Origin of the sequence: Rhizobium sp. N122 (genome assembly GCF_002211295.1) — a bacterium.
Classification (GTDB): Bacteria; Pseudomonadota; Alphaproteobacteria; order Rhizobiales; family Rhizobiaceae; genus Rhizobium.
The window spans coordinates 380,824-400,975 of record NZ_LOKU01000001.1 but is presented as its reverse complement, the minus strand read 5'-3'; the positions used below and the strand labels follow the sequence as shown (position 1 = coordinate 400,975).

Here is a 20,152-nt window from a genome sequence, read left to right as displayed (position 1 = left end):
ATGACATCAATCACCGCAGGAGCTTTCGATGGATAGTTTTGAGCCTCGCGACGATCTCTGGATCGCCGTCATCGACACCGAGCACCACTACTCGGTCTGGCCGCAGGACAAGCGAATTCCCACCGGCTGGGAGCCGGCCGGCTTTGCCGGTTCACGCCAGGAATGCCTGGCCCATATCCGCGACGTCTGGACCGACCCGCGTCCCCTCTCGCTGCGCTCGGCAATGTCAGGCGATGCGCGTCTCTGAATAACGTCCGGATCCCAAGATGAACAAGCAAATCACCAATTTCGCCGATGCTTCCCCGACCGATGCCGTAATGGATGCGGTCTTCGAGAGTTTTCCGCTGACGATCGCGCGGAAGCGCATCTGGTCGCTGGAGCAGATCGGCAATTACACCGTTTTTCCCGATCAGGTCATCGGGCTGCGATTGAGCCCGGCAGCCGACATCGAGACGATTGCCGGCGCCTGCCGGGCGCTCGTGGCGCAGAATCCGTCGCTTGCCTTGCGCTTCCGCCGGCTGGCGGGCGGCCGCATCGAGCAATATCGCGGCGCATCGAGCGCGGTGCCGATCGAGATCCTCGGCAAAGACGGCGCGGCCCTTTCCGAGCCGGATGCGTCGGCGGCAAGGAGAGCCTTCCGCGACAAGCGCTTCGATCTCCTGGAGGGGCCGGGGGCGCGCATCCAGATCATCCGGCTTGCCCAGGGACAGTCGCTGCTGACGATCGTGCTGCATCCGATCGTCTGCGACGATCACGAAAAATCCGTTCTCGCCGGGTCGCTGGCGCGCCTTCTCGATGGCGAGCCCGTTGGCGACATGCATCCGCTGGAAATCTCGGCCGGGACGCGCGAGGCCGATTGGCTGGAGACGGACGAGGCGCGGGAAGCCCTTGCCTATTGGCGCGATGCGATCGGTCTCGACTATGCCGCCTCGACCTTCCCGACCCGCTTCAACAGCGGCGGGCTGGCCGGCGTGGCGCGGGCCCAGCATCGATTTTCGATCGAGCCCGACCTCTGGAGCAAACTCGAACAGCTTGCCAGAGATAAGGGCGTTCATGTCGAGCGCGTGCTGCACGCCGCCTTTTGTGCGCTGCTGGCGCGCTATAGCGGCAACTACGCTTTGCTGACCGGCCTGCTGGTCGCGCGGCCCGACACGCAGCATTTTGCCAGCCGCGGCCGTGCCGAGCAGGTGCTGCCGCTCATCCTGTCGCTGACCTCTAGACATTCTCTCGGCGATGTCATCGCGGCGATCTCGTCGGCAAGCGACGAGGGGCAACGCCGGCTCGTGCCGCTGGAGCGCATCACCCAGGAACTGGTGGTCGACGAAGCCGCCGCCCAGGAAGCCGTGGTCAAGGCGCTGTTCGAATACCGCGGCCCCCATGCGGTGCCCAGCCACGCCACAAATCTGGAGCCGCCGGGCGCCCGTTCAGACAGCGAGCTTTCCCTGGTGGTCGAGGCACATTCGGGTGGTGCATTCGGGCTGATCGACTACGCGCAGGATCTTTACGACGGCGCTCTGGTTGCCCGCATCGCCAGGCATTTCGGCGGCGTGCTCGAGCAGATGGTCGCGCAGCCGAATCTGCGGATCAAGGATATCGAACTGGTGGGGACTGACGAGCTCGATTGGTTGTCGGCGCCTTACGAGGATAATGTCGTCAACGACGACAGGCCGGTGCATGAATTGATCGCCGCCCATTCGCGCCGGACGCCCGAGAAGACCGCGATCGTCTATGGCGACGAGGAGTGGAGCCACGGCTGGCTGGAGGCGAGCACCAATCGCCTCGGACATCGGCTGCGGCAGCTCGGCGTCCGCGCCGAGGTGACGGTCGCCATCTTCATCAAGCGCTCGCCGGAGGCCGTCGTCGGCATCCTCGCGACGCTGAAGGCCGGCGGCGCCTATATCCCGGTCGAGCCCGATCATCCGCCGGCGCGCAACCATCACATCCTGCGCGACGGCGGCGTCAAGATCGTGCTCACCCACAGCTGGCTGCGCCATCGCCTGCCGGAAGAACTCGACACGATCGTCCTCGAGCTCGACAAGATCGATCTCCACGGCGAGCCGGATACGCAGCTCTATGTTCCGACGCACAAGGATCAGCTCGCCTATGTCATGTACACCTCGGGATCGACGGGATTGCCGAAGGGTGTCGCCGTCGAACACGGCCCGCTGACGCATCATCTGCAAAACACCTCGCGCGTTTACGGCATGAGTTCGGAATCCCGCGAGCTGCCGTTCCTGCCCTTCAGTTCGGATGGTGGCCATGAGCGGTGGATGAACCCGCTGATGGAGGGCGGCAGCATCATTCTTCCCGATCAGCCGCTGTGGACGCCTGAGGAGACGCTGACGGCGATGCGCAAACATGGCGCCAACAATGCCAGCATCCCCACAACCTATCTGCAGCAGCTGGCGGAATGGGCTGACATTACCGACGGCGCGCCGCCGATGCGGCTCTATTCCTTCGGCGGCGAGGGGTTGGCGCAACCGACCTTCGATCTCCTGTCGCGGGCGTTGAAATCGGAATGGCTGATCAATGGTTACGGTCCCACCGAAACCATCATGACGCCGATGGTCTGGAAGGTGAGGGCCGGCACGACGTTCCAGGGCGTCTATGCGCCACTCGGCCGTGCCGTCGGGCTGCGGCGCGTCTATGTGCTCGATCCGGACCTCAATCCGTGCCCGATCGGCGTGACCGGCGAACTCTATATCGGCGGCGAGGGCATCGCCCGCGGCTATCTCGGCAAGCCGGATACGACGGCGGACCGCTTCATTCCCGATCCCTTTTCCAAGGAGGGTGGCCGGCTTTATCGCTCCGGCGACTTGACGCGCTGGCGTGAGGACGGAACCGTCGAATTTGTCGGCCGCGTCGACCATCAGGTCAAGTTGCGGGGATACCGCATCGAGCTCGGCGAGATCGAAGCCGCGCTCCTCCAGCAGCCCGGCGTCGGCGAAGCGCTGGTCGTGCTGCGCGATGACGATGCCGGCGAGAAGGCGCTGGTCGCCTATGTCGTGTCCAAGAAGGACGAGGCGTTGAACGTCGAGACCGTCCGCGCCGGCCTCGAACGCAGCCTGCCCTCCTACATGGTGCCGGCGGCCGTGGTCGAACTGGAAAAAATGCCGACCAATCCGAACAGCAAGCTCGACCGTTTCGCACTGCCCGCGCCCCAGCCGGTCAAGCGCCATATCGTCGAGCCGGCAACCGCGCTCGAAGAGGAGGTGCTGGATGTCTGGCGCCAGATTTTGAAGCTGGAAGCGATCAGCGTCGAGGATAATTTCTTCGCGATCGGCGGCAATTCGCTGGGCGCGATCCGCATTCTTTCGCAGCTCCGGCAACGCCGGCCGAAAACGCCGCTCACGGTGGCCGATATCTTCAACAACCCGACCATCCGCGCCTTTGCCGGCATTATGGAGCAGGGGGCCGAACGCGATCTGTCGGAGGTGATCGTGCTGCGCGCCTCCGGTAGCAAGCCGCGGCTCTATTGCTTTCCGGGGCTTCTCGTCAGCACCCGCGAATATGTGAAGCTGGTCGATTATCTCGGCGCCGATCAGCCGGCCACCGGCTTCATTTGCCATTCTCTGTCCGAAAAGAAGGAAGTCGGCGCGCCGATCGAAGACATCATCGAGAGCTATGTCGACTATATCAGGACCCACAGCAGGGGCGCGCCCTGCACTTTCCTCGGCTGGTCCTGGGGCGGGCTTCTCGCCTATGAGGCTGCCCGCGCCCTCGGCAACGAGGTCGACGTCAGGATGATGGCGATGGTCGACGTTTGCGATCTCGGATCGGAATTTGCAATCGGCGCCAAGCCGAGATTCCGGCCGGGCGAGCGCGACGCGCTGCACCGCGACGTCGAGGCATGGCTGCAGAAGACGGCGATGCGCCCCGAATGGGACCGGCTGCTGTCGACGATGGATGCGGACACCTATGACCAGTTCCTGCGCTTCGTCGGCGACGAGAAGGACCCGCTTCCCACAGACGGGCCGGATATCAGCAGCCGCGAGCATACGTTCTGGGTGCTGATCGACAACGCCCTGATCTTCCGCAAGCACCGGCTCCTTCCCCACGATGTGCCGATCTACCCCTGGGCGGCCGACGACAGCCTCAACCGCGGCCTTAACCTGATCGACTGGCGCCGCCTGTCGCCGCGGGCGCGGGCTGCCGAAATCATCACCGGCACCAACCATCTGCACATGATCGGGTCTCCCGCCTTCCACGCAAGGCTGGCCCTGCGTCTCAAGGAAACAGAGAAGGACTTCGCATGACCGTCGCTTTTACCCGCAGGGACGCCCTCAACGAGCCGCTCGATCTTGCCGGCATCGGCATCGGCCCCTCCAATCTGAGCCTCGCCTGCCTGCTGGAATCGGTGCCCGAGCTCCGCAGCCGCTTCTTCGAGCGGCGAGACTCGTTCGACTGGCATCCCGGCATGATGATGCCGGGCGTCGAGCTGCAATCGTCCTTCTTGAAAGACCTCGTCACGCCGGTCCTGCCGACCAGCCGCTGGTCATTCGTCTCCTATCTGGTGGCGCATAAGAGGCTCTACGCCTTCCTGAACGCCAACTACGACGCCGTTCCGCGGCAGGAATTCGCACGTTATCTCGCCTGGGTCGCCAAAGGCGTGGAGGGTTTGCGTTTCGGAACGGACATTCGCGATGTCGAGCACCGCGACGACCGCTTCGTGCTGCGCTTCGACAACGGCCAGGAAGAAGCGAAGAACCTGGTGATCGGCACGGGATCGTCTCCCTTCGTGCCCGACTGGGCAAAACCCTTCCTGGGTGCCGATTGCTTCCATAACAGCGAGGCGAAATCGCGTATCACCGATCTTCGCGCCGGCCGCGTCGTCGTCGTTGGCGGCGGCCAGAGCGGCGGCGAGGTCGTCGACGCCTTGCTTGCAGACCCGAGTTCGATGAGGGAGCTGACATGGATCAGCCGACGACACAATTTCGAGCCGATCAACGACACGCCGTTTTCAAACCAGGTCTTCTCGCCTGAGTATGTGCAGGCCTATCTAAAGCTCAGCGGCGAGCAGAAGCAGGCAGCCTTGAAGAACTCGATCCTGACCAGCGACGGCCTGTCGATTTCGACGATTTATTCGATCTACCGCCGCCTCTATGCGCTGCGCTATCTCGAGCCGGGCACGCTGAACGCATCTCTGTCGCCCAGCCGCGACGTGATCCAGATGGAACGGAACGGCAATGCCTATCGGCTCATCGTCAGAAATCAATTCGACGGCGGGATCGAGGTGCTCCATGCGGATGCGGTGGTGCTGGCAACCGGCTACCGGTTCCGATTGCCGGATGCGCTCGCCTCGCTGGGTGACCGGATAACGCTCGACAGAAACGGCTATCCCATGCTCAACGACGATTACACCATGCAATGGACAGGCCCGCGGGCAAACCGGCTGCTGGCGCAGAATGCCGGTCGATACTCGCATGGCATCGCCGATTCTCAGCTGAGCCTAATGGCCTGGCGCAGCGCGACGATCGTCAACACGCTGCTCGGCCGGCCGCATTTCGACGCGGAACCGGACAATGCGCAACTCGCCTGGGCGACGGAGACGGCGTCCGCAATGCCGCATCAGCTCAGAGCCGGCTATTCGGACGGCATGCTGTCGTCCTGAAATATCCGTATAGAAATGCCGGGGAGCCCGGATTGCGAGCAGGCAGCCAGCGCCACGACGTGCCGGCTGCCGCTTTCGACCAGACGATGATGCCATCGCCGATCGCGATCGCCGCCATCGACTATCACAGGGATGCCGTCTTTCCAGGCGAAAGCGACATTGCGAGGATCCTCGCGCAGCCCGACGCCGAGCGCCTTCAGGTGGCTCTCCTTCAGCGTCCAGAGTGCGACAGCCGTTTGCGCCCGTTCGCCGGCGGGCAATTCCGCGAGCCAGCGTCGCTCGTCCCCACTGCAATAGCTCTCGACTGCCGCCGCTTCGATCTCCACGTCCGCGCGTTCGCAATCTATTCCGACGTGGTCACATCCTGACGCGATAGCGACTGCCACCAGCCCATCGGCATTGGCGAGGCTGAATTGCGGCGCATCGCAACCCTCGAGCCTCGGCTTACCATGCTTGTCTGCAACAAAAACGACGGCACCCGGCACCGTTCCGAGATGGCCGCTCAACAGCCGCCGCAACAGATAGCGGCCGGCCATGAACGAGGCGCGATCTCCTTCGAAGCGATAGGTTGCCGCCCGATCTCGTTCATCCTGTGAAAGCGATCGCATCCAGCGGTTCAAGTCGCGTTCGTTCCTGGAATATTGCCACAGAGTGATTTCGATAGCGGCGGATAGAGTATCTGATTGCTGCATGGATCCAGTATGGCTGCTCGACACCGCACGGCAAGCGCGCAGTCGGTCAATCGTTTACAGTGGGCGCTGAGGTCTTGGTCGGCCGGGCCATATTTAAGGAATCTCTAGGTTGAGACGATCCAATGTTTTCGCTCGCTATGGCTGATTTTTTCGCAAATTTTCCAGTAACTTGGGGTCGTGGCGCGGCTAAGTAATCGCGGAAGTATCGGTCGGCGCAGAAGATTTTCGAAAACCCCACGGATCCATTGTTTAGTTAATACTAAATTATTGAATCTGGTGCGAGATCTTGCATCAACCGGCAAGCCGGTCGTCCCATTTATCTTCGAGGAGACCCGCATGAAGCGCCCCAGTATCAAGCAAGCCCTGATCGTGAAGCTGTCGATCATCAGCCTGTTCATGGTTGGCCTGTCCTATGTCTCGTTGAGCACGATTTCGACACTTCGTGCCAATACCGAGCAGATCGGGACCTTCTGGATGCAGCGGCTTGTGACCGCGCGGGAGATCAAGGGTAACTTCCTCGATCTGAGACTGGTCTACGCCCAGTATCTCCTGGAGGATACAGCGGAGGAGCGCACCGTCGGGCAACAAAAAATCGATGCCGCCGGCGCCGCGGTCGAGAAGGTCGTCACCGAATATGAAAAGGGCGTCCGCACCGAGCGAGGGCGCGAACTGATCAATCAGATCAAGCCTGAACTGAGCAAGTATCGCGGGTTGGCAGAGCAGATGATTGCGCTGCAAAATAACGGCAAGGCAGCCGACGCGGTTCGTTTCTTCAAGCAAGATATGGAGCCGCAATCCGAGTTGGTGGACAAGGGTGTGGGCGATCTGGTTTCGTTCATTCTCAGTCAGGCCGAAGGTTTTGTGGCCGCCAGCGATGGGTCCGCGGCGTCCGCCTTCATGTTGACGGCCGCAATTGCAGCGCTGGCCGTGCTGATCGCCATGGCAGGCATCGCGTTTGCAATATTCGGCATCGCCAATCCGATCCGAAGCATCGCCTCCGCCATGAGGCGTCTGTCGGACGGTGACCTCGATAGCGACATACCTGGTGCCGGCCGCGCCGACGAAGTCGGCGAAATGGCCGGCGCCGTCGAAGTTTTCCGCCAGAATGCTCTCAGTGTCGTCAGGCTCGAGAAGGAAGCTGCTCTCTCCCGCAGCGAGAGTGAGGCAGTGCGCGCGGCAGCCCAGCAGCGCGCCGAACGTGAGGCCGAACAATTGCGCTTCGCAACCACGAGCTTGGGTGGAGGCCTTCGGCGGCTTGCAGCCGGCGACATATCCTTCCAGCTTTCCGATCAATTTGCCGCCGAATACGAGACCTTGCGCGAAGACTTCAACGCTTCGCTACGGCAATTGGGCACGACGATCGGGGCCGTGCTCCAGACGGTACACAGCATAGATAGCGGTAGCGGCGAGATCGCATCGGCTGCGCAGGACCTTTCTAAACGTACCGAACAGCAAGCAGCCTCTCTCGAGGAAACGGCCGCAGCCCTGGACGAGATCACGTCGAATGTGACGATGGCGTCCAAACGCACCGACGAGGCACGCAATGTGGCCCTCGAGGCCGATATCAGCGCTCAGCGGTCGGCAACCGTCGTTGCGGAGGCGGAACAGGCCATGCGACGCATCGAGGACAGTTCGGAGCAGATATCGAACATCATTGGCGCGATCGATGAGATTGCCTTCCAGACCAACCTTCTGGCGCTGAACGCCGGCGTCGAAGCTGCCCGTGCGGGGGAGGCGGGCAAAGGTTTTGCCGTGGTTGCACAAGAAGTCCGTGAGCTTGCCCAGCGCGCTGCTCACGCAGCCAAGGAGATCAAAGGCTTCATCCAGAAGTCGTCGACGGACGTCAAAAATGGCGTCAAACTGGTTCTCGAAACCGGCACGTCGCTAAAAGCGATTGGCGAGCACGTCGTACAGATCAACCAACTCATGGATGCGATTGCCACCTCGGCGCGCGAGCAATCGACCGGACTTGCCGAGATCAACACCGCCGTCAATCACATGGACCAGGCGACCCAGCAAAATGCGGCGATGGTCGAACAGTCGACGGCCGCCGCCGCCTCTCTGTCCTCCGAGGCCGGCCGCCTGCGAAATCTGGTCAATCAATTTCAGTTGGACGGCGACAGAAGCACGGCGGGCGTGGAGCACGGCAGCCGGGGCTTCGACGGCGACGCGCCCATCCGGCTGGTCGCTCCGCGGCGCGCGATGCAAAGATGAAGCCGCTGGCGGCGCAATGACGCGCTAACGCGCGACAAGACGCCTGATCGACGCAACAGGTTCCGCCTACGCAAGGTTTTTTGAAGCCTGGGTGCCTACCAAGGAATCTACCAGCGGAGCAGGCGAGGGCCGGTGACGGCGCCGAGTGCGCCGGTGAGCAGGATGCCCAGCGAATACCAGATCAGCACGAAGGGCATGCCGTTCTCGGTGCAGAACCACGAATAGACCCAGGCGCCGGCCGCGCCTGCGGCAATACCGGCGACGAAGCCTGTCAGGCGAAGCTCCGTGGGGGCCGTCTGGCGCAGCGCCCAGACGGCGCCGGCATAAACCGGCACTGCGAAGCCGAGAATCAGCAGCGGGCAATGGAGCGCCGAGGAGCCGAGGATCAGCACCGCGTAAGTTTCGGTTGGGGCCATCATCAGCTGTATGGCCGCGACCGCCGCCATGGCGGCAAAGACCAAGGCAAGCAGACCGAAAAAGCGGCCTTCCGAGCCGTCGGGGCGGGAAAGCCGATAGACGGCGACGAAAGCCGCCACGGCAATCAGGGCATTGTAGGCTGATTTGATCCAGAAGACCGGCAGCATCAGCACGTCTGATATATCGACCCGCGGACCGAGAATGACCAGCATCGATAGCAGCGACAGTCCGAGCGCCGGCACTATGCCGAGCGCCAGGCGGCGCCACAATGCGTTGCGCGGCACCGGCTTCAGGTCGCTTGCCAAGCGTTCGATGATGTCGTCCGTCTTTGTCACGATGCGCCTCGCATTTTCTCTGCCAGCGCCCGGAGCGCCCGGTGGATGCCGACCTTCACCGCCGATTCGGACTGACCGGTGCGGTTTGCGGTGTCGGCGACCGACTGGCCTTCCAATTTCACCTGGCGGATCAGTTCCCGCTGTCTCAGCGGCAAGCCGTCGAGCAACCGCTCGACATCCATGCGCGCCGTCAGCATATCCTCGCTGAAGTCGCTTTCGATCTCCTCGCCAAGCTCGGTCTCGGCCAGCCTGCGGCCGCCGCGGCCGCGATGATGGTCGATCAGCTTGTAGCGGGCGATCGAGAAGAACCAGGCCGTAAACGGTCTTTCCCGGTCATAGGTGGACCGGCGGGAATGCAGCGCCAGCAATGTCTCCTGGACCAGGTCTTCCATATCCGCTTTCGCCGCCGCAGCCATCCTGCGGCTGTAGTAACCGATAAGCAGCACGCGCAAGCCCGTCAGCAAATGCCGATAGGCAGCCTCGTCCCCGTCAAGGGACAGAAGCATCAGTGCTTTCAGGGCGTCTTCCGATTGGGCGGTTGTCATGCTGTCAAAGACTTCATTCGCAGAAACGGCCAATCGGTTACAGGAAGATCAAAACAATGTCGGTATCACAGTCCTATCACATGCGCGTGAAGCTGTAACGCATCCCCGCACTCCCTCGAATAATCGGATGTGAGCCATCGGCAGGCCGCCGGCGGACACGAAAATCCATTTCGGGAGAGTTCCATGACCAAGCTTTTTTCCAGCCTTGCAGCCTGCACCTTCATCGTCGGTCTTTCGCTCGCTGGCGCCGCTTCGGCTGAAGACGCCATGAAGTCAGATACGATGAAAAAGGACACGATGAAGAAGGACACGATGCAGAGCAGCGCCATGTCGAAGGATGCCATGAAGACATCGGGCACCAAGACCGACTGCATGCACAAGGCCGGCATGGAAAAGGACGCGATGAAAAAGACCGACATGATGAAGGCCTGCGACGCGATGAAATAGCCGTTTCTATCGGCGCGGCCGCTGAAACTTTTCTACAGCGCCGCGCGTCTTTTTAGACGCGCAAAGGACGCTGTAGCACTTTTGATTGCTGCGGCCGCGTCCCCTCTTTTCGAAACGTCTGACTTTCGGAGAACGATCATGGCGACGATCGATGCCGGCACGAAAACCGGCCGCACGCTTATCTACCGCCACAGCCTTGCCGTGCGCCTGTCGCATTGGCTGAATGTGCTCTGCCTCACCGTGCTGCTGTTCAGCGGTCTGCAGATATTCAATGCGCATCCGGCGCTCTATTGGGGCCAGTACGGCGCCGACAACGATCCGCCCTTCATCGCCATGGAAGCCGTCGAGGACGACGACCAGGCGAAGGGGCTGACGCATGTCGGTTCGCTCACCTTCGATACGACAGGCGTGCTCGGTCTTTCGAATGTCGATGGCGAGGCGACAGCGAGGGGTTTTCCAAGCTGGCTCACCCTTCCAAGCTACCAGGATCTGTCGACCGGCCGGCGCTGGCATTTCTTCTTCGCCTGGCTCTTCGTTCTCAACGGCTTCGTCTATCTCCTCCATGGGCTTGTCAGCCGGCATTTCCGTCGGGATCTCGCCCCTGAAGGCAAGGAGCTGACGCTCGCTCATCTCGGCCACGAGGTCGCCAACCATGCCCGGCTGCGTTTTCCGAAAGGAGCCGAGGCACGGCACTATAATACGCTGCAGAAGCTGACCTATCTCGCGGTGATCTTTTTGCTGCTGCCGCTGATGGTTGCGACGGGCCTCACCATGTCGCCGGGCTTCAATGCGGTTGCCCCCTGGCTGCTCGATGTCTTCGGCGGCCGGCAATCGGCCCGCACCCTGCATTTCCTCACCGCCTTCTCGCTCGTCGCCTTCGTCGTGGTGCATGTCGCCATGGTGATCCTGTCGGGTGTCTTCAACAATCTGCGCTCGATGATCACCGGCTATTACGCCATCGAACAGGGAGACGAATGATGAGCCGCCTGATCACCCGCCGCCGCTTCCTGATCGGCTCGACGCTCACCGCCTCCGCGCTGGGATTGAGCGGCTGCGACGCATTGGTCGAGAGCGAGCGGACGAAGTCGGTGCTGAAGATCGCCGAAGGTTTCAGCATGAAGACGCAGCGCTTGCTGCTCGGCGACAACGCGCTGGCCCGCGAATTCAGCGAGGCGGACCTCTCCCCGGTCTTTCGCTCCAACGGCACCAGCATGCCCGACAACCCGCAATATCTCGACTGGATCAGCCGGCAGTTCTCGACCTGGAGACTGGATGTCGGCGGTCTCGTCGAAAAGCCGTCGCAGTTCTCGCTGGCGCAGCTGAAGGCGATGCCGTCGCGTACCCAGATCACCCGCCACGACTGCGTCGAAGGCTGGAGCGCGATCGGCAAATGGACCGGCTTGCCGCTCGGCGCCCTGCTGCAATCGGTCGGGCTGAAGCCCGAGGCGCGTTATATCGTATTTCATTGCGCCGACGAATACGAAAAGACGCTGGATGGCAGCGGCTGGTATTATGAGAGCATCGATCTGGTCGATGCGCTTCATCCGCAGACGATCCTTGCCTATTCGATGAACGACCGCGACCTGGAAGTGGCGCATGGAGCGCCGCTGAGGCTCAGGGTCGAGCGGCAGCTCGGCTACAAGCAGGCGAAGTATCTGACGCGCATCGAAGCGGTGGCCGATCTCGGTCAGCTTTATGGCGGCAATGGCGGCTTCTGGGAGGATCGCGGCTACGAATGGTATGCCGGCATATGAGTTGCGGGCAGGCTCCGATCCGCCTGTTCGCAAAGCGCATCGGCTGAATTTGCCCGCTCTACGGATATTCTTGGCGGGCAGGAGCCGCCAAGCGCGTCTGTACGCTATGGCACAGTGTATTGCTCAATGATTCTAGATGGTTAGGTTCGCCCGCAACGAGGATTGCATTATCATCGATGCGCGGACTGACATGGACGACGAGCAATTGAATTTCCGGAATGAACTTTTATGCGCGATGGGGCCGCAAGAGCGCGAGCTTCTGTTGCCTCACCTGGAGCCTGTCGCTCTCGACGTCCCCTTGATCCTGGAAACGGAGAATACCCCGGTTAGCGACGTCTACCTGCTTGAGGCAGGTCTTGCCTCGATCGTGGCGAGATTTCCGGGCGGGCGCGACATCGAAGTGGGGATCGTCGGTCGCGAGGGCATGACCGGCGCCGCGGTCGTGCTCGGCGGTTTCCAATCGGCGAACCGCACATTCATGCAGGTTTCCGGCCACGGTTTCAAATTGCCGGCACGTATCGTTACTGCCGCGATGGAGGAGAGCCGCGCCCTGCGCAGCTTGCTCCTTGCCTATGTCCAGGCGTTGCTGGCGCAGACGACCTCGACGGTGCTTGCCAATGGTCACGCCAAGCTCGAGGAGCGGCTTGCGCGCTGGTTGCTGATGGTGCACGACCGGACCGACGGCATGACCATCTGGTTGACCCACGAGTTTCTGGCCGTGATGCTCGGCGTCCGCCGTGCCGGCGTCACCGTCGCGCTGCACCTGCTCGAAGGCAAGGGCCTGATCCGCTCTACCCGGCGGCAGATCGTCATACTCAATCGCCGGGGACTGATCGAAGAGGCGCATGGATCCTACGGGGCCGCCGAGGAGGAATACCGGCGTCTGATCGGCAGGCATCTGGCGCGTTGAGCGGTTCGCCGGCCTGATCCGGCCGCGTTGGCCCGCCATCTCGGCGGAGGGATCGAGCGGAAACCGGCATCGGTACGCTTCCGTACTCGTGGTTGAAATCGAAAATCCGAAGATTAGGATCAGCTTACATACTGGGGAGGAACTCGGATGACCCAGCATTCGGGAATTACGAAGCCGGCGCTGCAACCCGAAGACATAACCATGTTGCATGCGGTGCTCAGGCAGTGGTGTCGGGAACAGTCATGCGAGATCGGCAGTCCGGCGGCGCAGCATATTGCGCGAGAACTCGTCTCCTGGTTCGAATGCGGCATTCGCAATCCGCATAAACTCGCTGGCCTGATGCGCCACATGCACCTGGATGGGCAAACGAAAGCCGGCCAGTCAGCGTGTCAGGATGGATAGAATTCGGCGCGCCTCCATCTCGGTCTGTTCCTCCGGTCTGAGCTTTTCGGAACGGCAGATCGCCCTCAGACAGATCGTCGATGAACTTCAGGAACTCTGCGACGGTGCCCCCGATCCGCGCCCGATCCTGCTTCGCCTGCTTCATACGATTCGCGCCTCGATGACATCGATCGCCGGCGCCGATGACGACTGTTGGGAAGATATTATCCGGGAACTCTTCCAGCTTCGGGCGACGATGGTGCGTCTGCGGGCCGAAGCGGTTATTATTTGCCATTGATCGGATTCCCGGATCGGATGGCCGACGGGAAAGATGCTGATCGTGTTGCGGTCCGGGTAACAGGCGGGCTCTTTTCTAAGGACCCGCGCTGCGAGTTATGGCATTGATTCTGCGACGGTGGGGCAGCGCATGCCGAGATTTTATTTCAACGTCGTGTCGGACACCGCAGTGGTGGTCGATTTAGAAGGTTCGGAGCTGGCAACGCTCGCCGATGCCAGGCGAGAAGCCGTGCAGGACGCAAGAGCGCTGATGAGCGAGGCGGTGCTTGCCGGAAAAGACATCTCGGCGCGACGGATCCATATCTGCGACGAACTGGGAGGCGTCCTTCTGATCGTGTACTTTGCGGAGACGATCCGGCGCTCGGACTAAAGCAAGACGCCACGCAGTCTTTGGACGACTTGCGCTATTTCATTGTTGGGATGCGGATGTTTGCAGGCCGGTTAAGTTCACATCATCCGGATTTGGCGGGGCGGCGGATCGGCAGGCCGATCAGACGTTCATATTCGCGTTCCGGCACGCCATAGCTTCCGGCGGCGATCTCCTCCAGCCGTTCCCGGTTGAGAATCCTGACATTGGCGCGGGTGGACTTGATGGCTCTCAGGCCTTCGATGACATGCAGCTCGTTGGTGACACCGGAGCGCCGCACGCCGAGCATGAGCGCCAGAAATTCGTGGGTGAGGGGCAGGTCGTTTCCGGCCAGCCGGTCATGGCACATCAGCAGCCAGCGGGCGAGCCGCTCATGCATATTGTAGCGGCCGTTGGCGAGCGCCGACTGGGCCAGCTGAATGTCGCTGCAATGCACATAGTTGAGAAACAAGCCGTTGACTTCGGGAAAGGCTGTCAGCACCCGTCCAAAGGCTTCGACCGAGATCTGCAAGCCGGTTCCGGCGACCTGCATAAAGGTCCGGTTGGGCGTCGTGTCGGTCTTCAGCAGGATATGCGCCCCCGTCATCCCTTCATATCCGATATGCCCGACCTCGACAGCTTCGTCCTCGGAATTCGATGCGACCATCGAGGCAAGGCCCTCCTCGACGAAGCAGACATGGTCGTTCGGCTGGTCGGCTTCGACCAGCACATGTTTGAGCGGCAGCTGGATTGTCTGCGCATCGGCGAGCAGCATGTCGAAGGCATCGGCAGGCAATGCTTTCAACAGCAGATTGTGAATATTGCGCTGATCCGGGGCGGCCATGACGGTCTCCTGCGGGGAGGAGCCCGTGCTCATACCAGCAGCCTTCATGATCGCGGTAATGAACAGCTTATGCGTCATAACAGCCGGTATAGCCATATTCATGGGTGGTTCTGTGCGGTTTTGACAAAACCGACGGAGGCGTGCAGAACGGGCTTATATGTTTAAAATCATTGCATTAAGTGTGAATTGCAAAAGAAAAAGGTGTCGGGCTGCCAGTCACGCATCTCTCGGCAATCGAATGACAAAACCCGTGCCCGGCTCGCGACCTTCGATCTGAAGCTCCGCCCTCAGCTGCTGCACCAGCGCACGCACCACCTTCATTCCCAGGCTCTTTCCGGCGTTTTCATCGGAGGAAAATTCCGATGGCAGGCCCTTGCCGCCGTCCGATATCTCGATGCGGATGTCACCGCCGTCGTTGCGCGCGATGACGGAAACCGCGCCGCCGACATCGGAATAGGCGTGTTTGAAGGCATTCGTCACCAGTTCGTTGACCAGAAGGGCGATCTGGATGGCGCGGTCCGCATCGACAATGCATGGGTCCGCGTCGACGGAGACGGTGTGGAGCGCGGTCGACTGTTCCAGCCGGTGGCACAGGCTCGACAGGAAATCGGCGAGATCCACCGTTTCGATGTGCGGTTGACGCCACAATTGATCGTGCACCTGGGCGATCGTTCCGACGCGTGCTTCCGCGTCACGAAGGGCCTGTTCGACTTCTGGCTCTCTCGCCGAGCGTGCCTGCATCGCCAGCATTCCCGCAACCAGCGCCAGGCTGTTTTTGATCCGATGGCTCATCTCCCGCATCATGATCTGCTGATGTTCATCGGCGAAGTGCCGCTCGGTGTCGTCCCGCAGCACTTTGAGAAAACCGGCCCGGTGATGATGGGCCCGCAGCGGCATCGTCAGCCCGCTGCCCCAGAATGTCGAGCCGTCCTTGCGTAAGTGAAACCGCTCGTTTTCGGCGCGGCCATGCTCCAGCGCGGCCTCCATCTCGCGTTCCGGTGCGCCGTCTTCACGATCCTCCGGCAGAAAGAGAATGCGCGCATCGCGGCCGAGGATTTCGTGTTCTTCATAGCCGAAAATCCGGCAGGCGCCGGTGTTCCAGCTGATGACCAGCCCGTCCCGATCGAAGGCGAAGATCGCATAGTCGATCGCACTCTTGAGAATGAGCTGCAAGCGCTCCTCGCTGGCGCGCAACGCTTCGTCCTGCTGCAGTCTTTTCGTCCGATCGCGGACGACCTTCATCAGTCCGTAGACCTGGCCGGCGTCGTTGAGAAGCGGCATCATCAGTCCGGAAGCCCAGAATAGGCTGCCGTCCTTTCTGACGTGCCACCGATTGTCGTCGGCGCGGCCGGTGGCAAGAGCGGTTCTGATCTCCCTCGGCGGGGCGCCGGCAAGCTGATCCTCGAAGGAAAAGATGACGGCGCTGTTCTGCCCGATGATATCGTCTGCCGAATAGCCGAACACCTTTTCCGCGCCGGCGCTCCAGGTCATTACCGTGCCATCGAGATCCATCGCAAATATGGCATAGTCCAGCGCACTCTCGATGATGTGACGATGGATTTCAGTCTCGTCGCCCGGAAAGGCATATTGATCCATACCAGCGCACTCCCGGAATGTCTTTCATCGACTTTAGCACCTATGACGGCGATTTCTCCGCGACGTGCGTTTGCGTACAAAAGCCGGACGGACATCGATGCGAGGCTGGTGATGCGCCTTGCAATCAGGCATCCCGGGGTTCATAATTGCGGCCATCGTCGGCAGACTTCGCGGCGCTGGCGGCTGGGAGACGGTGTGCTCTTGCCAAACCAGAGGGCAGGACCGTGCGACGTCTCCACACCCAGAATCTCATCCTATCGCATCTGTCGGATCCGGAGCTTCTGGCTCTGGAGGCGGTTCTGGAACCGCTCATCCTCCCGCGCGATCTCGATCTCGTCCATACCGGCATGCCGGTCAGTCATTATTACTTTCTGGAAAGCGGTATCGCCTCCATGGTGGCGACGAGTCCCGAGGGCAGAAGGGCGGAGGTCGGCCTGGTCGGCAGGGACGGGGTGTCGCCGCCGACCCTGCTCATGGAGGGGAAGCGATCTCCGTTCCAGGTGACGATGCAGGTCGCCGGCCATGGACGCCGTGTCGAAGCCGCTGCCCTGGCGGGGTTCCTGCGCGAGCAACCCGCAGTCCTGTCGCTGCTTTCGCACTTCGTCCATATCTTCTTCACACAGGTCGCCCACACCGCGCTCTCCAATGCCGTCCACAAGATCGACGTGCGCTTGGCGAAGTGGATTCTGATGTGCCACGATCGCCTGGACGGCGAGGAGATCGCGATCACCCACGAATATCTGGCGGTCATGCTCGGCGTGAGACGATCGAGCGTTACCGATGCCTTGCATATCCTGGAAGGCGAGCGCCTCATCCATTCCAGCCGCGGCCTGGTGATCGTTCGCAACCGCATAGCCCTCGAAAGCTTCGCGGCCGACGCCTATAATCTTCCGGGCATATCCGGGCCCGACCTTCCCGGTATCCGCCATCATTCATCTCGCGCACCGATCGCCGCACATTGAAGCCGGTCGTCGATACTAAAGCGCGTCGCGACGGCCGAACCCCCTAACTCCTTCCAGTCTGTGGATGCTCGTGTTTTGCGTTCATGCGGCGGATTGACGCACAACCGCTGCGATGATATCTATGCCTCAATTGGTCAGGCCAGTTGACCAGATGCGCGCTTGAGGAGAAGCCGCCGGGGAGGCCGGAATGTTTTCACCTGTGGAATCGCGCCGCCTCTATCGGCAGGTGGCGGACCAGATTCGTTTGATGATATCAAGCGGCGAGCTTGCCGTTGGCCAGCGGCTGCCGGCCGAGCGCGATCTGGCCGAGCAACTGTCGGTGTCGCGCCCGACGGTGCGCGAGGCGCTGATCGTCCTGGAGGTCGAAGGCCTCGTCAATATCCGCATGGGATCCGGCATCTACGTGGTGCGCCAGCACGCCGCGGCTGCGGCGGGAGCCGAGCGCGAACCGGTGGAGGGGCCTTTCGAGCTGTTGCAGGCGCGCGCCATCATCGAATGCGCCATTGCCGAGGAAGCGGCGGGCTGCGCCAAGCCGGAAGGCATCGCGCTGCTCGACGAAGCGCTGATGCGCATGAGCGGCGGCGTCAATGATGCGAGCACGGTGCTTGCCGCCGATCGCGCCTTTCACACCGGCATTGCCGCGATCGTCGGCAATGCGACGCTGATCCGGGTGACGGGCGAGATGTTCGACATGCGCATGACGCCTTATTTCGCCAAGCTCGCCAGCCACTTCGAGGGGCCGGGAACATGGCGCAGCGCCGTGGACGAGCATCGCGCTATTCGCGACGCGATCGCCGCCGGCGATGGCGCGGGCGCCAAGACGGCGATGCGCGCCCATCTCACACTGTCGCAGAAGCGGTTTTCCGAAAGCTTCGGCGAGGAGTTTTCGGGAGAGGAGGAGCGTGGCCGCAATAGGCGGCCCGCGAAAGGAATGGACAAGATTTAACCCGAGCTCGGGAGGAGAGAGCGATGAAGAGCAAACTTGCAACGATACTTTGCACCGCAGCCGCGATCATGGCGACGACGGCGGTCGCGCATGCCCAGACGGTACTGAAATGGGCGCATGTCTATGAGACCTCGGAACCCTTCCATACCGATTCCGTCTGGGCCGCCGAAGAGATCGCCAAGCGCACCGACGGGCGCTACAAGATCGAGGTCTATCCGGCCTCGCAGCTCGGCAAGGAAGCCGATATCAACCAGGGTCTCAAACTCGGCACGGTCGACATCATCATCTCCGGATCGAGCTTTGCCGCACGCGACTACAAGCCGATCGGAGTCACCTACTTTCCCTATATTTTCCGCAGCCCCGATCACTTGATCGCCTATACCAGGAGCGATGTCTTCAAGCGCCTCGCCAAAGGTTATGAGGACAAGACCGGCAATCACATCGCCGCCGTCAGCTATTACGGCACGCGCCACACGACCTCGAACAAGCCGATCGCCAAATGCGCCGATATGCAGGGCCTGAAGATCCGCGTGCCCGACGTTCCGGCCTATCTCGCCATGCCGCGCGCCTGCGGCGCCAACACCACGCCGATCGCCTTTGCCGAGGTCTATCTCGCTCTGCAGAACGGCACCGTCGAGGCGCAGGAAAACCCGCTGACGACGATCGAGGCGAAGAAGTTCTACGAAGTCCAGAAGAACATCATCCTGACCGGCCACATCGTCGATCACCTCAACACCGTGATCTCGAAGACGCGGTGGGCGAGCCTGTCCGACGAGGACAAGAAGATCTTCGGCGACGTCATGCAGGAGGCCGCCGAGCGCACCAGCAAGACGATCGCCGGCAAGGAGGCCAGCCTGGTTGCGACCTTCAAGGAGAAGGGCCTGAACGTTGCCGAGGTCGACAGATCGGACTTCGAAAAGAACGTGATGGAAAAGGTGAAGTTCGAGGATTTCGGTTACGAGAAGGCCGATTGGGAAGCCATCCGGGCGATCCAGTAAAAGCTCGTCAGCGATAGATGCCCCTCACCCTAACCCTCTCCCCGTTTTGACGGGGAGAGGGACGTGCCTCGCGAGACGTCGGCGAGGGACGGAGAGGTCCGCGGCATATCCCCTTCTCTCCGCAGGCGGGGAGAAGGTGGCGGCAGCCGGATGAGGGGCAGACGCCGATCTCACGGGCCAAGGTGCCGAAGGCCACGCTCAGTAAGCAGCAAGGCTTGTCAGTAAACTCAGGTCGCGCCTACGCGCCGCGCCCTAACTTCCCCAACCGGAACAAGGCCGATCATGTCGCAAGAGATTCACACGCCAATCACGGCCGAGGAAATTGGCCACGAGTTCGAAGGCCACGCGCCGACCGCCAACGTCGCGGATTACGCCATCGAGGACTGGATCACGCTGATCGTCTTCTGGCTGATGGCGGGCTGTGTGTTTCTGCAGTTCTTCACGCGTTATGTGCTGAACGACAGCTATGCCTGGACCGAGGAGATCGCGATCAACTGCCTGATCGGCGTCGTCTTTCTCGGCTCGGCCATGTGCGTGCGCATGTCACGGCATATTCAGGTGGATGTGTTCTATCACTATATGCCGGCAGGGCTGGCGCGAGTGCTCGCGACCTTCGTCGACATCGTCCGCATCGGCTTCTTCGCCTATGGCTGCCACCTGATGTGGCGTTATGTCGACATCGTCGCCGACGAGCAGATGGTCACCGTCGAGCTGCCGCGCAACATCGTCTTCTACTCCGTGCTCGTCGCCTTCGTGCTGATGCTGATCCGCGCGGTCATCGTCTTCATCGCCAATATGCGCCGCGGCTACTCCGTCCTGGAACGCCCGGAAGAATTCCAGACTGTCGAGGGTTGATC

Annotated in this window: 20 protein-coding genes; 15 read left to right on the top strand and 5 right to left on the bottom strand. The window is 61.6% G+C overall.

Annotated features, from left to right (window positions below):
- Window positions 1-28 precede the first annotated feature (28 nt).
- The 3 genes from ATY75_RS01785 to ATY75_RS01775 are packed head-to-tail and all read left to right on the top strand — an operon-like array spanning window position 29 to window position 5,611.
- Window positions 29-247, top strand: coding sequence for an MbtH family NRPS accessory protein (locus ATY75_RS01785; RefSeq protein ID WP_088936217.1), 219 nt, complete (start codon window positions 29-31; stop codon window positions 245-247).
- Window positions 248-266: 19 nt separating this feature from the next.
- On the top strand, window positions 267-4,256 hold the full coding sequence (locus ATY75_RS01780; protein ID WP_088936216.1) for a non-ribosomal peptide synthetase: 3,990 nt from the start codon (window positions 267-269) through the stop codon (window positions 4,254-4,256).
- A complete protein-coding gene (locus ATY75_RS01775) occupies window positions 4,253-5,611 on the top strand; it encodes a SidA/IucD/PvdA family monooxygenase (RefSeq protein WP_088936215.1) in 1,359 nt (452 codons plus the stop codon). The genes ATY75_RS01780 and ATY75_RS01775 overlap by 4 nt, the downstream gene beginning before the upstream one ends.
- Here the strand turns inward: ATY75_RS01775 and ATY75_RS01770 are convergent.
- Window positions 5,584-6,303, bottom strand: a complete 720-nt coding sequence (locus tag ATY75_RS01770) for a 4'-phosphopantetheinyl transferase superfamily protein (RefSeq protein ID WP_088936214.1) — start codon at window positions 6,301-6,303, stop codon at window positions 5,584-5,586. The genes ATY75_RS01775 and ATY75_RS01770 overlap by 28 nt on opposite strands.
- Before the next feature lie 336 nt (window positions 6,304-6,639).
- On the opposite strand from ATY75_RS01770, the gene ATY75_RS01765 reads away from it, so the two are divergent.
- Window positions 6,640-8,517 (top strand): HAMP domain-containing methyl-accepting chemotaxis protein, encoded by a 1,878-nt coding sequence (locus ATY75_RS01765; RefSeq protein ID WP_088936213.1) that lies wholly within the window; start codon window positions 6,640-6,642, stop codon window positions 8,515-8,517.
- A 107-nt stretch (window positions 8,518-8,624) separates the two neighbouring features.
- Here the strand turns inward: ATY75_RS01765 and ATY75_RS01760 are convergent, their stop codons facing one another.
- On the bottom strand, window positions 8,625-9,269 hold the full coding sequence (locus ATY75_RS01760) for an NrsF family protein (RefSeq protein WP_088936212.1): 645 nt from the start codon (window positions 9,267-9,269) through the stop codon (window positions 8,625-8,627).
- The gene (locus ATY75_RS01755) at window positions 9,266-9,814 is read right to left on the bottom strand and encodes a sigma-70 family RNA polymerase sigma factor (protein WP_116276171.1); all 549 of its coding nucleotides are present in this window, start codon (window positions 9,812-9,814) and stop codon (window positions 9,266-9,268) included. Before ATY75_RS01755 ends, ATY75_RS01760 begins: the two co-directional genes overlap by 4 nt.
- A gap of 183 nt (window positions 9,815-9,997) precedes the next feature.
- Between ATY75_RS01755 and ATY75_RS01750 the strand changes: the two genes are divergently transcribed.
- From ATY75_RS01750 to ATY75_RS01720, 7 genes are all read left to right on the top strand, one after another.
- Complete coding sequence (locus ATY75_RS01750) at window positions 9,998-10,261, top strand: pentapeptide MXKDX repeat protein (RefSeq protein ID WP_064844859.1); 264 nt, start codon at window positions 9,998-10,000, stop codon at window positions 10,259-10,261.
- 138 nt (window positions 10,262-10,399) lie between these two features.
- A complete protein-coding gene (locus ATY75_RS01745) occupies window positions 10,400-11,239 on the top strand; it encodes a cytochrome b/b6 domain-containing protein (protein WP_088936211.1) in 840 nt (279 codons plus the stop codon).
- Window positions 11,239-12,015 (top strand): molybdopterin-binding protein, encoded by a 777-nt coding sequence (locus tag ATY75_RS01740; RefSeq protein WP_088936210.1) that lies wholly within the window; start codon window positions 11,239-11,241, stop codon window positions 12,013-12,015. Before ATY75_RS01745 ends, ATY75_RS01740 begins: the two co-directional genes overlap by 1 nt.
- Window positions 12,016-12,205: 190 nt before the next feature.
- Complete coding sequence (locus tag ATY75_RS01735; protein WP_088936209.1) at window positions 12,206-12,925, top strand: Crp/Fnr family transcriptional regulator; 720 nt, start codon at window positions 12,206-12,208, stop codon at window positions 12,923-12,925.
- A 147-nt stretch (window positions 12,926-13,072) separates the two neighbouring features.
- On the top strand, window positions 13,073-13,327 hold the full coding sequence (locus ATY75_RS01730; protein ID WP_088936208.1) for a hypothetical protein: 255 nt from the start codon (window positions 13,073-13,075) through the stop codon (window positions 13,325-13,327).
- Window positions 13,320-13,604 carry a hypothetical protein gene (locus ATY75_RS01725; RefSeq protein WP_088936207.1) on the top strand — a complete coding sequence of 95 codons (285 nt, stop codon included), beginning with the start codon at window positions 13,320-13,322 and terminating at the stop codon, window positions 13,602-13,604. The genes ATY75_RS01730 and ATY75_RS01725 overlap by 8 nt, the downstream gene beginning before the upstream one ends.
- A gap of 129 nt (window positions 13,605-13,733) precedes the next feature.
- Window positions 13,734-13,973, top strand: a complete 240-nt coding sequence (locus tag ATY75_RS01720) for a hypothetical protein (protein WP_088936206.1) — start codon at window positions 13,734-13,736, stop codon at window positions 13,971-13,973.
- A gap of 82 nt (window positions 13,974-14,055) precedes the next feature.
- On the opposite strand, the gene ATY75_RS01715 is transcribed toward ATY75_RS01720, so the two are convergent.
- Together ATY75_RS01715 and ATY75_RS01710 are read right to left on the bottom strand one after the other, a co-directional pair.
- Window positions 14,056-14,793 carry a Crp/Fnr family transcriptional regulator gene (locus ATY75_RS01715; RefSeq protein WP_088936252.1) on the bottom strand — a complete coding sequence of 246 codons (738 nt, stop codon included), beginning with the start codon at window positions 14,791-14,793 and terminating at the stop codon, window positions 14,056-14,058.
- A 216-nt stretch (window positions 14,794-15,009) separates the two neighbouring features.
- Window positions 15,010-16,389 (bottom strand): PAS domain S-box protein, encoded by a 1,380-nt coding sequence (locus tag ATY75_RS01710; protein WP_088936205.1) that lies wholly within the window; start codon window positions 16,387-16,389, stop codon window positions 15,010-15,012.
- A gap of 224 nt (window positions 16,390-16,613) precedes the next feature.
- Between ATY75_RS01710 and ATY75_RS01705 the strand changes: the two genes are divergently transcribed.
- The 4 genes from ATY75_RS01705 to ATY75_RS01690 all read left to right on the top strand — a co-directional run bounded on the left by ATY75_RS01705 (window position 16,614) and on the right by ATY75_RS01690 (window position 20,150).
- A complete protein-coding gene (locus ATY75_RS01705) occupies window positions 16,614-17,351 on the top strand; it encodes a Crp/Fnr family transcriptional regulator (protein WP_088936204.1) in 738 nt (245 codons plus the stop codon).
- 187 nt (window positions 17,352-17,538) lie between these two features.
- A complete protein-coding gene (locus tag ATY75_RS01700; protein ID WP_088936203.1) occupies window positions 17,539-18,297 on the top strand; it encodes a FadR/GntR family transcriptional regulator in 759 nt (252 codons plus the stop codon).
- 23 nt (window positions 18,298-18,320) lie between these two features.
- Window positions 18,321-19,295, top strand: coding sequence for a sialic acid TRAP transporter substrate-binding protein SiaP (locus tag ATY75_RS01695; RefSeq protein WP_088936202.1), 975 nt, complete (start codon window positions 18,321-18,323; stop codon window positions 19,293-19,295).
- 282 nt (window positions 19,296-19,577) lie between these two features.
- Entirely contained in the window at window positions 19,578-20,150 is a 573-nt protein-coding gene (locus tag ATY75_RS01690) for a TRAP transporter small permease (RefSeq protein ID WP_088936201.1), read from the top strand.
- Window positions 20,151-20,152 lie beyond the last annotated feature (2 nt).

Excerpts from the sequence above, each read along its gene's own strand:
- ATY75_RS01730 (WP_088936208.1), top strand. The coding sequence starts at position 13,073 with ATGACCCAGCATTCGGGAATTACGAAGCCGGCGCTGCAACCCGAAGAC.
- ATY75_RS01720 (WP_088936206.1), top strand. The coding sequence starts at position 13,734 with ATGCCGAGATTTTATTTCAACGTCGTGTCGGACACCGCAGTGGTGGTC.
- ATY75_RS01770 (WP_088936214.1), bottom strand. The coding sequence starts at position 6,303 with ATGCAGCAATCAGATACTCTATCCGCCGCTATCGAAATCACTCTGTGG.
- ATY75_RS01780 (WP_088936216.1), top strand. The coding sequence starts at position 267 with ATGAACAAGCAAATCACCAATTTCGCCGATGCTTCCCCGACCGATGCC.
- ATY75_RS01785 (WP_088936217.1), top strand. The coding sequence starts at position 29 with ATGGATAGTTTTGAGCCTCGCGACGATCTCTGGATCGCCGTCATCGAC.
- ATY75_RS01775 (WP_088936215.1), top strand. The coding sequence starts at position 4,253 with ATGACCGTCGCTTTTACCCGCAGGGACGCCCTCAACGAGCCGCTCGAT.
- ATY75_RS01765 (WP_088936213.1), top strand. The coding sequence starts at position 6,640 with ATGAAGCGCCCCAGTATCAAGCAAGCCCTGATCGTGAAGCTGTCGATC.
- ATY75_RS01690 (WP_088936201.1), top strand. The coding sequence starts at position 19,578 with ATGTCGCAAGAGATTCACACGCCAATCACGGCCGAGGAAATTGGCCAC.
- ATY75_RS01755 (WP_116276171.1), bottom strand. The coding sequence starts at position 9,814 with ATGACAACCGCCCAATCGGAAGACGCCCTGAAAGCACTGATGCTTCTG.
- ATY75_RS01695 (WP_088936202.1), top strand. The coding sequence starts at position 18,321 with ATGAAGAGCAAACTTGCAACGATACTTTGCACCGCAGCCGCGATCATG.
- ATY75_RS01745 (WP_088936211.1), top strand. The coding sequence starts at position 10,400 with ATGGCGACGATCGATGCCGGCACGAAAACCGGCCGCACGCTTATCTAC.
- ATY75_RS01710 (WP_088936205.1), bottom strand. The coding sequence starts at position 16,389 with ATGGATCAATATGCCTTTCCGGGCGACGAGACTGAAATCCATCGTCAC.
- ATY75_RS01735 (WP_088936209.1), top strand. The coding sequence starts at position 12,206 with ATGGACGACGAGCAATTGAATTTCCGGAATGAACTTTTATGCGCGATG.
- ATY75_RS01725 (WP_088936207.1), top strand. The coding sequence starts at position 13,320 with ATGGATAGAATTCGGCGCGCCTCCATCTCGGTCTGTTCCTCCGGTCTG.
- ATY75_RS01715 (WP_088936252.1), bottom strand. The coding sequence starts at position 14,793 with ATGGCCGCCCCGGATCAGCGCAATATTCACAATCTGCTGTTGAAAGCA.
- ATY75_RS01740 (WP_088936210.1), top strand. The coding sequence starts at position 11,239 with ATGAGCCGCCTGATCACCCGCCGCCGCTTCCTGATCGGCTCGACGCTC.
- ATY75_RS01750 (WP_064844859.1), top strand. The coding sequence starts at position 9,998 with ATGACCAAGCTTTTTTCCAGCCTTGCAGCCTGCACCTTCATCGTCGGT.
- ATY75_RS01700 (WP_088936203.1), top strand. The coding sequence starts at position 17,539 with ATGTTTTCACCTGTGGAATCGCGCCGCCTCTATCGGCAGGTGGCGGAC.